The organism is Pseudoalteromonas sp. 5Ae-yellow, from assembly GCF_014077565.1.
Lineage (GTDB): Bacteria > Pseudomonadota > Gammaproteobacteria > Enterobacterales > Alteromonadaceae > Pseudoalteromonas.
Map to the genome: position 1 here is coordinate 60,043 of NZ_JACGWD010000005.1, position 13,946 is coordinate 73,988.

Genomic DNA, 13,946 nt, shown 5'->3' on the forward strand with positions numbered 1-13,946 from the left:
TTTATATCGCGTTTTTTTGTATCGGTATATAAATTAGTTGCATCGGAACAAAACCACTAAATGATTTATTTCACAAAGAGAAGTGAAAGAGGAGTAAATGAGAAAACACAAGCCATGCTTTATTGGCAGGCTTAGCCTTTTTACTACCTCTAAAAGCGCAGAGCCTCTTAACCTCTTTGTACATAAATTACGTATTATGGGCGTGAAGCCATTTTTCTGATTATTCAACTCATTAAAACAAAAAAGCCCCGCTATTTATTAAATAGCGGGGCTTTTTAATAAATGTTAGTTACTAATCAACACTCATTGTTTTAGTCATAGCAGAACTTGCACGACCAGCAGGTTTGATAGAACCCGCACGTAAACCACTGTCTGGCACTAGTTCACGTTTATCGTGAGCCATTGCAACAGATGTATGCTTTACTTCGCTATCAGCTACAGGAGTAGGCTGTGCCATTGGCGCACTTGCAGACCCTTGAGTTACCGATGTTTTAACATGCGGTGCTGATTTCTCTGCTTTTGCTGGAGCTTCAGTTACTACTGGAGATTCAACTTTAGCTGGCTCTTCAGTTACTACTGGCGTTTCAACTTTAGTCGGCTCTTCAGTTACTACTGGCGTTTCAACTTTAGTCGGCTCTTCAGTTACTACCGTAGTTTCAACCTTAGCTGGTGCTTCAGTTACTACTGGCGCTTCAACTTTAGCCGGCTCTTCACTTACTACTGGCGCTTCAACTTTAGCTGGCTCTTCAGTTACTACTGGCGCTTCAACTTTAGCTGGCTCTTCAGTTACTACTGGAGTTTCAACTTTAGCAGGTTCTTCAGTTACTACTGGAGTTTCAACTTTAGCAGGCTCTTCAGTTGCTACTGGAGTTTCAACTTTAGCAGGCTCTTCAGTTGCTACTGGAGTTTCAACTTTAGCAGGCTCTTCTACAGCTTCAACTTTTGCTAAGTCTTCAACCGCGACGGCTTGTTCAATTTGCTGCGCTGCATCCACAGGTGTTTCTTCAGATTTAGCTTTAAGCTCTGCTTCATATTCTGCAGCAGCTTGATCAGCAACTGGAACAAATGCAGGGGCTTCGTCAGATTTAACTTCTGCTTCACCTTCAGGACGTCGACGACGTTGACCTGATGCACGAAGATGACGAGGAGAACGGCGTGAACGTGTACGTGTTTGCTCTTGCTCGTCTTCAGTAGTTGCTGTTTCATCGTTAGAATCAACAGTGTCAACTTTCTCTTCTTTAATGTGCGCTGTTTTTTCTGCCGGAGCTTGTGTTTGCTTTTCTGCAACAGGTGCTTGCTCTTGAACTTGTGGCGTGTCAGTCACTACCGCTTGTTCAGGTGTTTGCTCTGTTGAGTTAGCTTGCTCAGCGTTTTCATCTTGCAGACGTACTTTTTTACGTATGTTACGACGTTGACGGCGAACTTTAGGCTTTTGCTCTTTAGGCTCTGCAGCTTGAGCTGGCTTAGAATCAGTTTCTACTTCTACTGCTGCTTTTGCAGGAGCTTCAGTTTTAACTTGATCTTTTTCTTGGCTTTTATGCTCTGGGCGCTTACGAGAGTTAGGGTTTCGACGACGCTTATTACGGTTCTCGTTTCTCTCTTGAGTCTCGGTGCTTGCTGCTGGTGAGTCTGTTTTAACTTCCTCTTCAGCTGCAGGGCGCTCGTTGCGTGGTTTATTAGTGCGCGGGTTATTATTACGACGACGTTGATTGTTATTACGACGACGATTATCGTTACCACGACGAGCGTTATTACGCGCTTCTTGCTGCTCTTTTTCTACAGCTTCTTTTTTATCTTCTTCAGATTCACTTGCAAATAACGACTTAAACCAATTACCAATAGCAGCTAGTAAGCCACCTTCAGTTTTAGTTTGTACAACAGCCGCTGGTGCTACTGCTTTAGCTGGAGCTGATTGTGGAGCTGGAGTAGAAGGCATTACCACGCCTTTTAACATTGGCTCTTCACGTACTGGAGTACTTGGTGATTTTGACATCTCAAATACTTCAGGCTCTGGTGCAACAACTTGTCCGTAGCTTACTGTTTCAAGTGTTTCGTCTTTACGTAAACGCATAACTTCGTAATGTGGTGTTTCCATATGTTGATTTGGAATAATCACTACGTCACATTTGTGATGCTTTTCAATGCGGTGAACACTACGACGTTGCTCATTTAACAAATAAGCGGCAACGGCAACAGGCACTTGTGCATTTACTTGTGCTGTGTTGTCTTTAATTGCTTCTTCTTCAATTAAACGAAGAATAGAAAGCGCAATTGATTCGTTTGAACGAATAGTACCTTGGCCACTACAACGTGGACATGGACCTTGGCTTGCTTCACCTAATGAAGGACGCAAACGCTGACGCGACATTTCAAGTAAACCAAAGCGTGAAATTTTACCAATTTGAACACGAGCACGATCTGGGCGAGCAGCATCTTTTAAACGATTTTCTACTTCACGCTGATGGCGTGGAGGCGTCATATCGATAAAGTCGATTACAATTAAACCGCCTAAGTCACGCAGACGTAATTGACGTGCAATCTCATCGGCCGCTTCTAAGTTAGTATTAAGTGCAGTCTCTTCAATATCGCCGCCTTTAGTTGCTTTAGACGAGTTGATATCGATAGATGTAAGTGCTTCAGTTGGGTCAATTACAATTGAACCACCAGAAGGAAGACGTACTTCACGCTGGAACGCAGACTCAATTTGGCTTTCAATTTGGTAATGCGTGAATAAAGGAGTGTCGCCTTGATAAAGCTTAACACGGCTCATAAAGTCAGGACGAAAACGCTCAATGTGCGCTTTAGCTTCTTCAAAAACACGTGGTTTATCAATTAAAATTTCGCCAATATCACGACGTAAATAATCGCGTATTGCACGGAAAATCACGTTGCTTTCTTGGTGAATTAAAAACGGTGCTTTAGCACTGTCAGCTGCTTGTTTAATTGCATCCCAATGTACTAATAATGCTTTTAAATCGTAGTTAAGTTCTTCAAATGACTTACCAACACCCGCTGTACGAACAATTAAGCCCATACCTTTAGGAAGTTCTAAACGACCTAATGCTTCTTTAAGTTCAGTACGCTCATCACCTTCAATACGACGAGAAATACCGCCAGCACGAGGATTGTTAGGCATAAGAACTAAATAGCTACCAGCAACACTGATAAAAGTAGTTAACGCTGCGCCTTTTTGGCCGCGTTCTTCTTTATCAACTTGTACTATTACTTCTTGACCTTCTTTTATTACGTCGCGGATGTTTGGGCGACCATGAAAAGTGTAACCTGCAGGGAAGTAAGTACGTGCAATTTCTTTTAAAGGAAGGAAACCATGACGGTCAGCACCGTAATCAACAAATGCTGCTTCAAGAGATGGTTCAATGCGAGTGATTTTGCCTTTATAAATATTGGCTTTTTTCTGTTCGTGACCTGGGCTTTCGATATCTAAATCATAAAGGCGCTGGCCATCAACCAGTGCTACGCGCATTTCTTCTTGCTGCGTTGCATTGATTAGCATACGTTTCATATTGTTACTCTACTTATTTATGTCGCTGACATGACGATGTTTTTCTCGCCTGTTCAGTTGTCCCTATTTTTAGAATGTGCAGCCTCACGACTGGGTCTTTAACGGAACGGCTCTGTTTCCCGTATGCAGTATTTTAAATGCTGGCAAACAATAGCGATTATTATCGCTATTAAATTCTTAATGGTGCTAAAACTGTCGGCTTTTCAGCTACGTTTACAAGTTTTACCCAGAAGTCGGCCTGTCATATTAATCTTACTAAATATCATTCATATTAGGCGCGTAGGGCTCATTAAGTTGGTGAGCAATACATACTGATGTATCGCTAATATCCGTTTTAAGAGCAAAAATCGCTGCCGATGTTAATGAACGCTTATTTATTAGATTTTTTTAGTTCTAAATAAGCTGCTATACGGTACTACAATAATTGAGCTAGTGCTGAACGACGTTTTTTACGTCGTCACTATCAGACAAATTATCTGTTCATTGCTTTTTCTAGCACGTTAAAAATCGCTTCATGTTCAAACTTAACCAGCAATATATTACGCGCATTGCCGTTAATTGATCGCACGTGTTAACTGAGGAGGCATAAAAGCTTTGGAAAACTTAACTCGGATCTGTATGATCGGCTACCCAGAATGTGCATCACGAATGTTTTAATGTGTTAAAAAGCACCGTTGTTATTTGCAAATACTAAATATTTGCGCTGCTGATTATCCCACTATTATTACAGTGTTAGCAACTAAATTATTTTACTTAAATTAGTGATTAGGCAATGTCAGAAAAAAACGACTTACAAGTAACTTATGTCACGATCAACGAAGACCATTTAGGTCAGCGTATTGATAACTTTCTTATTACCCATTTAAAAGGGGTGCCTAAAAGCGCTATTTATAAACTTTTGCGCAAAGGTGAGGTACGCGTTAATAAAAAGCGTATTAAGCCTGTATATAAACTACAGCTTGACGATGTACTGCGTATTGCACCTATCAGAGTTGCTGAGCGTGAAGAGTTTGTACCATCAAAGTTAGACAAAGTAACTCGCCTAGAAAACGATATTTTATTTGAAGATAAATACCTTATCGTCATAAATAAACCTTCAGGTATGGCTGTTCATGGTGGCAGTGGTTTAAGTTATGGTTTAATTGAAGCACTACGCGCACTTCGCCCAGAAGAGCGCAGCCTTGAGCTAGTTCATAGGCTTGACCGTGATACATCGGGTTGTTTACTTATAGCGAAGCGCCGTTCGGTGTTAACGGCATTGCATGAACAACTTCGTGAAAAAACAATGGAAAAAAATTACTGGGCACTTGTAGAAGGGCAGTGGGACTCTAAAACTAAAAACGTAACCGAAGGGCTACGTAAAAATACACTTAAGTCGGGCGAGCGTGTAGTACGTGTAGATAACACTGAGGGAAAACCTTCACATACTCGTTTTAAAGTACTTGAACGTTTTAACGATTGCTCACTTGTACAAGCATCGCCTGTTACAGGGCGCACGCACCAAATTCGTGTACATACGCAATGTAAAGGTCACCCAATAGCATGCGATGATAAATACGGCGATCAGGGTTTTGATGAATCTATGCGTAAAGTTGGGTTAAACCGATTATTTTTACACGCACACGATTTAACTTTTTATCATCCTAAAAACGAAACAACGATGCGAGTAGAAGCACCGCTAGATAAAACGCTTAAAAATACACTACTAAAACTACGAGATGCGAAACTGTGATAAAAGTAGCCCCAATAAAAAAATATAAGCTCGTCATTTTTGATTGGGACGGCACTGTTGTGGATTCAGTAACTAAAATAGTTAACTGTATTCGTAGTAGCGCCGAGTCACTTAATTTAGTGTCGCCAAGTAATTTAGCAATTAAAAATATTATTGGTATGTCGCTTGAAAAAGCAATTGACGTTTTATTTCCTGATAATGTAGTGCAGCATCAAGCGCTAATTAAAGGATATAAACACCAATATAGTGTTGATACCACGCCAACTCCTGTATTTGCTGATGTTGTCGGCGTTTTAAATGCATTAAAAGAGCAGGGCATTGTTTTAGCGGTTGCAACAGGTAAAGGTAGAGGTGGGTTAGAGCGTTTGCTTGATCAAAGCCAACTTAGACATTTCTTTAGTGCAACGCGTACAAGCGACGAAGCGCAATCAAAGCCCTCTGCAGATATGTTGTATCAATTGCTTGAAGAACTTGGCATAAGCGCTCAAGACGCTGTAATGATTGGCGACACTCAAATAGACATGACCATGGCAAAAGCTGCTGGCATGGATAGAATCGGCGTAACAATGGGTGTACATAACGCACAGCAGCTAAATAAGCTTAGCCCTGTTGCAACAGTAGATAACTATCTGCAGCTGCAACAGGTTTTGCTTGGCTAATTTATTTAACTAAAACTTGTTTTGAGCAGTAAGTATATCAATACCAAACTCAGTCAGTAGCTGGCTGAGTTTAATTAATGGTAATCCAATTAAGCTATTAGGGTCGTCTCCGCTTAGTTTTTCAAATAAACAGATGCCTAACCCTTCACTTTTAAAGCTGCCAGCACAGTTATAAGGCTGCTCAGCATCGCAATAAGCACTAATTTGTACATCACTAAGGATTTTAAAAGTAACATCAAAGGGTTCAACACACGTTTTTTTAGTGCCAGTTACAATATCGTAAACACAAAGCCCAGTTAAAAATGTTACAGTATTACCGCTAAATAAATTTAGTTGTTTTACGGCATTTTGTTTATTATGTGGTTTACCTAAAATTTGATTATTAAACACAGCGACTTGGTCTGATCCAATAGCTAACCCTTTGTTAAAGTGTTTATTAGCCGCTGAGGCTTTTAATTCACTTAAACGCTTAACCAGTTCGGTAGGTGTTTCGCATTCAAGTGCTGATTCGTCAACGTCTGGTGAAAACGTATCAAATGGTAAATTAAATTTTTGTAATAAAGACTGCCTAAAAGGCGAGCTTGACGCTAAAATAAGTGGATGCTTCACGGACTGTTTTCCTACGATAATTCAGATTGAGTTAGGATAAATCAGATCCGAGAGTAAAACACGTTAAAAACCAAGTAAAAATGGTTTTTTACTTTGACTAACAAACTAACTATCTATATGATGCAGCCCCTATGCAAAAGGTGAAAATTCCCATCACTCTTCATCCAGGCAAAGCAGCACAGCACCGTTTAAAGTATGACGGAATTGTACCGCTTGAAAAACTTACTCGTTTAGAGAAAGTTGTGCAGGAAGAAGTAGGTGAAATAGCGGTAAAAATACATTGCAAAAACGATGATCAAGGTTTCGCTGTGATTAGAGGCAATTTGTCCACACACGTTACTGTCATTTGTCAACGTTGTAATGGTGATTTAGGGTTGGATTTGGTTCAAGACTTTGCATACTCACCAGTAGGTGAAGATACAGAGTTAGATATTTTTCCAGAAGACTACGATGAAGTAGCGCTTGATGAAAATGGTGAAGTTAACGTTTTTGATTTAATTGAAGACGAGCTAATTTTAGCAATTCCATTAGTGGCTACCCACAACGAAGCTTCATGCAGTTATTCAGCAAAGCCTGCCAGCTTTGGTGTATTAAAGGCGGAAGATGATAAACCTAATCCATTTGATATTTTGAAACAACTTAAGAAAGATTCTTAGGAGAAGACTATGGCTGTACAAAAAAGCAAAAAGTCTCGTGCAAGACGCGGCATGCGCCGTTCACACGATGCGATCAGTGGTCCAACTTTAACTGTAGATCAAACATCTGGTGAGACTCATCGTCGTCACCATGTGACTGCAGATGGTTACTACAAAGGCGTTCAAGTAATTTCTAAATAAGAGATTACTTATATGCTGAAAGATCTAACCATAGCGTTAGATATGATGGGGGGCGATTACGGCCCCCGTTCATCTATTCCTGCTGCCGTTTGTGCGGTAAATGCTCATGCCAATTTAAGTCTCATTTTATGTGGCAATGAAGACGTTATATCTAAAGAACTCGAATCCCTCGATTCTTTATCTCATCCAAGACTCATAATTCGTCATTGTAGTGAAATAGTCACTAACGCCTGCGAACCCGCAATTGCTGTACGTTCAAAAAAAGATTCATCTATGCGTGTTGCCCTTGATTTAGTTAAGTCGGGCGAAGCTCAAGCGTGTGTTAGCTCAGGTAATACCGGCGCTTTATTTTTTATGGCTCACTACGTATTAAAAATGCTGCCAGGTGTTAAACGTGCCGCACTCATTTCATCTGTTCCTACAGAAAGCCAAAACCCAGTATATTTACTCGACTTAGGTGCTAATGTGCATTGTGATGCGCAAATGCTGTATCAGTTTGGGATTATGGGCTCTGTAGTTGCTGGCCAAGCACTTGGCTGCGATAACCCTCGCGTTAGTTTATTAAACATTGGTGCTGAGGACATTAAAGGCCACGACGACATTAAACAAGCCGCACAACTAATGCAGCAAAGCCCACATATAAATTATATTGGTTACAGCGAAGGAAGTGATATTTTTTCGGGTAAGGCTGATGTCATTGTATGCGAAGGGTTTGTTGGCAACGTAGCACTTAAAACATGCGAAGGCATTGCCAAGCTTATTATGAATAAGTTTACAACCGCACTCGAAAAGCATCTTTTATATAAATGTATGGCGTTTATGTTGCGTCCAATAATAAAAAAACTCTATAAAAGGGTGAACCCCGACCAGTATAACGGTGCTTCTCTGGTAGGATTGCGCGGTATTGTCGTTAAAAGTCATGGAAATGCGTCAGCTAAAGCATTTCAAGCAGCTATTGATGAAGCGGTAAAAGAGGTTGAACGTCAACTTCCTGATAAAATAGCCGCTATTTTCGAAAACACACATTCTAAAGACACGGCGGTTAATCAATAATTGATGTGCCGTGTATTTCATTATTTATTTGTTTAATTAAAAAGAGCAAAGTATGGCACAAAAAATTGCACTTCTATTCCCAGGTCAAGGTTCGCAAAGCGTTGGTATGTTACAAGAACTACTAGAGAGTTCTGACATTGTTAAAGCAACATTTGCAGAAGCGTCAAATGCACTGGGTTACGACTTAGCAGAGCTAGTTCTTAATGGCCCAGAAGAAAAATTAAATCAAACCCACCGCACACAACCTGCATTACTAACTGCAAGTGTTGCTATTTACCGTGATTGGTTAGCAGCTAACCCAGATGCCGACGTTGTTATGGCGGGTCACAGCTTAGGTGAATACTCAGCGCTAGTATGTAGCGACGTATTAAGCTTGAGCGAAGCCGTAAAGCTTGTTGAAAACCGTGGTTTATACATGCAAGAAGCCGTGCCAGCAGGCGTAGGTTCAATGGCCGCTATTATTGGCCTAGGCGATGAAGAAATTAAAGCGGCTTGTGCTGCCTCAGCGCAAGGTGAGGTTGTATCGCCAGTTAACTACAACTCTCCTGGTCAAGTTGTTATTGCAGGGCATAAAGCGGCAGTAGATAGAGCATCGCAAGCATGTAAAGATGCCGGTGCTAAACGTGCATTACCACTTTCGGTTAGCGTACCTTCACATTGTGAGTTAATGAAGCCAGCAGCTGAAAAGCTTGCAGCAGATTTAGCCGCTTTAACATTTAATACACCTAAATGTGATGTAATTAATAATGTTGATGTAAAAGCTGAAACGTCAGCTGATGCAATTAAAGATGCATTAGTGCGCCAGCTTTACAGCCCAGTTCGCTGGACAGAAACAGTACAAGCCCTGGTTGCGCAAGATGTAACACAAAGCTACGAATTTGGTCCTGGTAAAGTATTAACAGGACTTGCTAAACGAATTGATAAAGCAATGATCTGTGGCTCAGTAAACGACGCCGCTTCAATTGATGCAGCTAAATAAGAGTATATAAAATGTCTAATTTATTTTCATTAGAGGGCAAAGTTGTCCTAATTACTGGCGCCAGCCGTGGTATTGGTAAAGCAATTGCAACAACATTAGTTGCACAAGGTGCAAAAGTTGCAGGTACTGCGACAAGTGAGTCAGGCGCTGCTAAAATCAGTGAGTACCTAGGTGACAGTGGTAAAGGTTATGCATTAAACGTAACCGATCCTGCATCTATTGAAGCAACACTTGCTGCAATAAAAGCTGATTTAGGCGATATTGACGTACTTGTAAATAACGCAGGTATTACACGTGATAACTTATTAATGCGTATGAAAGAGACTGAGTGGGACGATATTATCGACACTAATTTAAGCTCAGTTTTCCGTTTATCTAAAGCGGTACTTCGTCCAATGATGAAGAAAAAGAAAGGCCGTATTATTAACATTGGCTCAGTAGTGGGTACTATGGGTAATGCAGGTCAGGCTAATTATGCAGCGGCTAAAGCGGGTGTAATTGGTTTTTCTAAGTCACTAGCGCGCGAAGTTGCATCACGTGGTATTACCGTTAACGTAATTGCACCTGGTTTTATTCAAACAGACATGACTGATAATTTAACTGACGAGCAAAAAGCAGCAACACTTGCAAATGTTCCAGCAGGGCGTTTAGGTCAACCTGACGAAATTGCGTCTGCAGTATGTTATTTAGCATCTGACGCGGCTGCGTATGTATCAGGCGAAACTTTGCATGTAAATGGCGCGATGTACATGGTTTAATAACCATAGTACCTAAATTACTGCTTGATAAAGTTAAGTAAGTTACCTCAAAAACATTGAATTATTTGTGAACTTGCTTTAAACATACTTGAAATCGCTGCGAAAATAAGCGATAAAAGACAAAACACACACTCAGAGGTTTGACCAGACAATTATTTATGGTCAAATCATTGAATCAGAGAATTATGCGGCGTAAACTACGCCGCAATCTGAAAATAACGCATTGGCGTTTTTAATAAAGGAAAGAAGAATGAGCGATATCCAAGAACGCGTAAAGAAAATTATCATTGAACAACTAGGTGTTAAAGAAGAAGAAGTTAAAAATGAATCTTCTTTCGTAGATGACCTAGGTGCAGATTCTCTTGATACTGTTGAACTAGTAATGGCTCTTGAAGAAGAGTTTGATACTGAGATCCCAGATGAAGAAGCTGAGAAGATCACTACAGTACAAACTGCTATCGATTACGTTACAGCACACGCTGAGTAATTAATCGCACGTTAAAGGCAGCATCCGCTGCCTTTAATTTTTTATATCCAAACCACCTCAAAGTTCGTGATTCAAAACTTAAATCTCTATGCTCAATTTTAGCTAAAAATTAATTTTGATTGTGTTATGCGTTTTTAATCTATTTTGGGACTAGCACTTTGAGGTAGCTTGGGTATGATCATCCCCTTGTAAAATATCCCTTATTGGAGGCAAACCGTGGCTAAACGTCGAGTCGTCGTAACTGGCTTAGGAATGTTGACGCCGCTAGGTAATGATGTTCAATCAACCTGGCAAGGCTTATTAGATGGTAAAAGTGGCATTCAAACAATAACGCACTTTGATACATCAAAATTTGGTACTAAATTCGCTGGTTTAATAAATGATTTTGATGCAACTGCATACATGTCAGCGAAAGATACTAAAAAAATGGACTTGTTTATTCAGTACGGCATTGCAGCGGGTGTTCAAGCCTTTAAAGATTCAGGCCTTGAAATCACTGAGCAAAACGCAGCACGCATTGGTGTAGCTGTAGGTTCAGGTATTGGTGGGCTTACGTTAATTGAAGAAAACCACATTAAGCTATTAAATAGTGGTCCGCGCAAGTTATCGCCATTTTATGTGCCGTCTACCATTATTAATATGATCTCAGGTCATTTATCAATGATGCATGGACTTCGTGGTCCAAATATTTCAATTGTAACTGCCTGTACTACTGGCTTGCATAATATTGGCCATGCAGCCCGCATGATTGCCTACGGTGATGCAGATGCAATGGTTGCTGGCGGTGCAGAAAAAGCGTGTACCCCAATTGGTATGGGTGGCTTTAATGCTGCGCGTGCACTTTCAACCCGCAATGACGATCCACAAGCGGCTTCTCGCCCTTGGGATAAAGACCGCGATGGCTTTGTGCTTTCTGACGGCGCTGGTGTTGTTGTAGTTGAAGAGTACGAACATGCTAAAGCACGTGGCGCTAAAATTTATGCTGAGCTAGTAGGCTTTGGTATGAGTGGCGATGCGTACCACATGACTTCACCACCAGAAGATGGTGCGGGCGCTGCACTTGCAATGCAAAACGCACTAAACGATGCGCAAGTAAACGCTGAGCAAATTGGTTACATTAACGCACACGGAACATCTACAAATGCAGGCGATAAAGCAGAAACTGCCGCTGTTAAGTCTATTTTTGGTAATGCAGCTAAAGATGTAATGGTAGGCTCGTCTAAATCGATGATGGGTCACTTGTTAGGTGCTGCAGGTTCAGTTGAATCGATTATTTCGATTTTATCACTGACAGATCAAAAAGTGTCGCCAACTATCAACCTTGATAACCCAGACGAAGGGTGTGACTTAGATTATATTGCTCACACTGCACGTGATGCAAAGTTAGACTTTGCACTGTGTAACTCGTTCGGTTTTGGTGGTACTAATGGCTCGTTGCTATTTAAAAAGGTATAATCTTTTTTAACAACGAATCAAATTATAAGAGCTCAGTTGTTTAACTGGGCTTTTTTTATATGCCAAACAAAATGCAAACAATAATAGCAGTAGATCAAAACAGCACTTTAAGCACGCGTGACAGGGGCTTAAATTACGGTGATGGCTTTTTTACAACCGCTAAGGTTGTTGATGGGCAAGTACAGTATTGGGCTCATCATAAAGCGCGTTTGATTGAATGCGCACAGCGCTTGGGTTTTCCTGAGTTAGACTTTAATAGCCTTGAAAATCGAATTGCTTTGCATATAAACGCTGCACCACTAAACGTGCTTAAAATACTTGTAACGCGAGGCGAAGGCGGGCGTGGTTATGGGCTGCCAAGTGAGTGTAATGTTACTATTTTATTGAGCGTGTTGGACTACCCTAGTAATTACGAAGCGCTTACTAAAAAGGGTGTAACTCTCGAAATAAGCCCGATTAAATTAGCGGCACAGCCTTATTTAGCGGGCCTTAAAACATTAAATCGACTTGAACAAGTGCTAATTAAAAAAGCGATGCAAACGCAAAACTGCGATGATGTGTTAGTGCTTGATTACAATAACAATGTAATTGAAGCTTCAGCAGCTAATATTTTTGCGATTAAAAATAAGTGTGTGTTTACGCCATTGCTTGATGAGTGCGGAATAAAGGGCGTTTATCTACAATCGTTATGTGATAAATTGCCTGTTGAATTTAAACGCGTGAAAGTAGAAGATTTAACCCAAGCAGACGCCGTATTTGTGTGTAATAGCTTAATGGGAGCAGTACCTGTTAAAAGTATTGAGCAACAGGTATTTAATACAGATGACAGCCACGCATTATTAACTAAATTATTAGCCAAGGAGGCTGAGTGTTAAAAGTTATTTTATCGGTACTTTTTTTAGCTGTTATAACCACTGCTATTGGTTACCAGCAATTACAAGCAACAATAAATAGCCCGTTAAAGGTAGCGCAAAACACACAATTTGAAGTTAAGCATGGCACTGGCTTTAATAAGTTATGTCAGCAGTGGCAAGCTAATAACTGGGTGGAAGGCTGCTGGCGTTATCAAGTCATTGCAAAATTAGATCCCACACTTACCGACTTAAAAGCGGGGCTTTACGAGCTAACGGCCGATAGCGTTATTAATAACGTAAAAAAAATTAACCAAGGCCAGCAAATCAATTTTAGTTTTACAATAATTGAAGGGCAAAACTTACGTGAAGTACTAAGTGCTATTAATAAAGCCGATAAGTTACAAAACGATTTAAAAACTGATGAACTAAGTACACAAATACTGGGTAATAATACGCACCTAGAGGGCTGGTTATTCCCCGACACTTACCATTACCATAATAACGATACTGCGAGCAGTTTATTAAAACGTGCAGCGCAAAAAATGCAGCAAACGTTAGACTACGCTTGGCAGCAGCGCGCTGTTAATTTGCCCTACAAAACAGCATACGAAGCACTTATAATGGCTTCAATCATTGAAAAAGAAACAGGCCTTGCCAGCGAGCGTCCGTTAATCGCATCAGCATTTGTTAATCGATTAAACACCAATATGCGCCTACAGACCGATCCAACCGTAATATACGGATTAGGCGCCGATTTTGATGGCGATATTAAATACAAAGATTTACGCGATTATACGCCTTACAATACGTATCGTATTAATGGCTTACCGCCAACACCGATTGCTATGCCATCTAAAGCCGCTATTTTAGCTGCAGTTAATCCGCCGCAAAGTGAATACGTTTACTTTGTATCAAAAGGCGATGGTAGCCACCAATTTTCAACCACGTTAAAGCAGCATAACGCGGCAGTTAAAACGTATATATTAAATAAAAAGAATTAA

General features: G+C 40.6%; 13 protein-coding genes. 11 read left to right on the top strand and 2 right to left on the bottom strand.

All coding sequences use genetic code 11. The annotated features are described in order from the left end of the window. Window positions 1-292 precede the first annotated feature (292 nt). Entirely contained in the window at window positions 293-3,523 is a 3,231-nt protein-coding gene (rne, locus tag H4J63_RS02525) for a ribonuclease E (RefSeq protein ID WP_182194358.1), read from the bottom strand. Between the two features lie 772 nt (window positions 3,524-4,295). Between rne and rluC the strand changes: the two genes are divergently transcribed. Next, window positions 4,296-5,255: a 23S rRNA pseudouridine(955/2504/2580) synthase RluC gene (rluC, locus tag H4J63_RS02530; RefSeq protein ID WP_182194361.1), complete on the top strand. Its 960-nt coding sequence runs from the start codon at window positions 4,296-4,298 to the stop codon at window positions 5,253-5,255. After that, window positions 5,252-5,914 carry an HAD-IA family hydrolase gene (locus tag H4J63_RS02535; RefSeq protein WP_182194362.1) on the top strand — a complete coding sequence of 221 codons (663 nt, stop codon included), beginning with the start codon at window positions 5,252-5,254 and terminating at the stop codon, window positions 5,912-5,914. Before rluC ends, H4J63_RS02535 begins: the two co-directional genes overlap by 4 nt. Window positions 5,915-5,923: 9 nt before the next feature. On the opposite strand, the gene H4J63_RS02540 is transcribed toward H4J63_RS02535, so the two are convergent. Continuing rightward, window positions 5,924-6,523, bottom strand: coding sequence for a nucleoside triphosphate pyrophosphatase (locus H4J63_RS02540; protein WP_182194364.1), 600 nt, complete (start codon window positions 6,521-6,523; stop codon window positions 5,924-5,926). Window positions 6,524-6,654: 131 nt separating this feature from the next. On the opposite strand from H4J63_RS02540, the gene yceD reads away from it, so the two are divergent. From yceD to mltG, 9 genes are all read left to right on the top strand, one after another. After that, window positions 6,655-7,179: a 23S rRNA accumulation protein YceD gene (gene yceD, locus H4J63_RS02545; RefSeq protein ID WP_007375269.1), complete on the top strand. Its 525-nt coding sequence runs from the start codon at window positions 6,655-6,657 to the stop codon at window positions 7,177-7,179. Between the two features lie 9 nt (window positions 7,180-7,188). Next, window positions 7,189-7,359, top strand: coding sequence for a 50S ribosomal protein L32 (gene rpmF, locus H4J63_RS02550; protein ID WP_002962381.1), 171 nt, complete (start codon window positions 7,189-7,191; stop codon window positions 7,357-7,359). Window positions 7,360-7,371: 12 nt separating this feature from the next. After that, window positions 7,372-8,412 carry a phosphate acyltransferase PlsX gene (plsX, locus tag H4J63_RS02555; RefSeq protein ID WP_182194365.1) on the top strand — a complete coding sequence of 347 codons (1,041 nt, stop codon included), beginning with the start codon at window positions 7,372-7,374 and terminating at the stop codon, window positions 8,410-8,412. Between the two features lie 52 nt (window positions 8,413-8,464). Beyond that, a complete protein-coding gene (fabD, locus tag H4J63_RS02560; RefSeq protein ID WP_076923840.1) occupies window positions 8,465-9,391 on the top strand; it encodes an ACP S-malonyltransferase in 927 nt (308 codons plus the stop codon). 11 nt (window positions 9,392-9,402) lie between these two features. Further along, complete coding sequence (gene fabG, locus H4J63_RS02565; RefSeq protein ID WP_182194368.1) at window positions 9,403-10,149, top strand: 3-oxoacyl-ACP reductase FabG; 747 nt, start codon at window positions 9,403-9,405, stop codon at window positions 10,147-10,149. Between the two features lie 250 nt (window positions 10,150-10,399). After that, a complete protein-coding gene (acpP, locus tag H4J63_RS02570; RefSeq protein ID WP_002962377.1) occupies window positions 10,400-10,636 on the top strand; it encodes an acyl carrier protein in 237 nt (78 codons plus the stop codon). 216 nt (window positions 10,637-10,852) lie between these two features. Continuing rightward, window positions 10,853-12,091 carry a beta-ketoacyl-ACP synthase II gene (gene fabF, locus H4J63_RS02575; RefSeq protein ID WP_007585731.1) on the top strand — a complete coding sequence of 413 codons (1,239 nt, stop codon included), beginning with the start codon at window positions 10,853-10,855 and terminating at the stop codon, window positions 12,089-12,091. A 59-nt stretch (window positions 12,092-12,150) separates the two neighbouring features. After that, window positions 12,151-12,966, top strand: coding sequence for an aminodeoxychorismate lyase (gene pabC, locus H4J63_RS02580; RefSeq protein WP_024604134.1), 816 nt, complete (start codon window positions 12,151-12,153; stop codon window positions 12,964-12,966). After that, window positions 12,960-13,946, top strand: coding sequence for an endolytic transglycosylase MltG (mltG, locus tag H4J63_RS02585; RefSeq protein WP_182194371.1), 987 nt, complete (start codon window positions 12,960-12,962; stop codon window positions 13,944-13,946). The genes pabC and mltG overlap by 7 nt, the downstream gene beginning before the upstream one ends.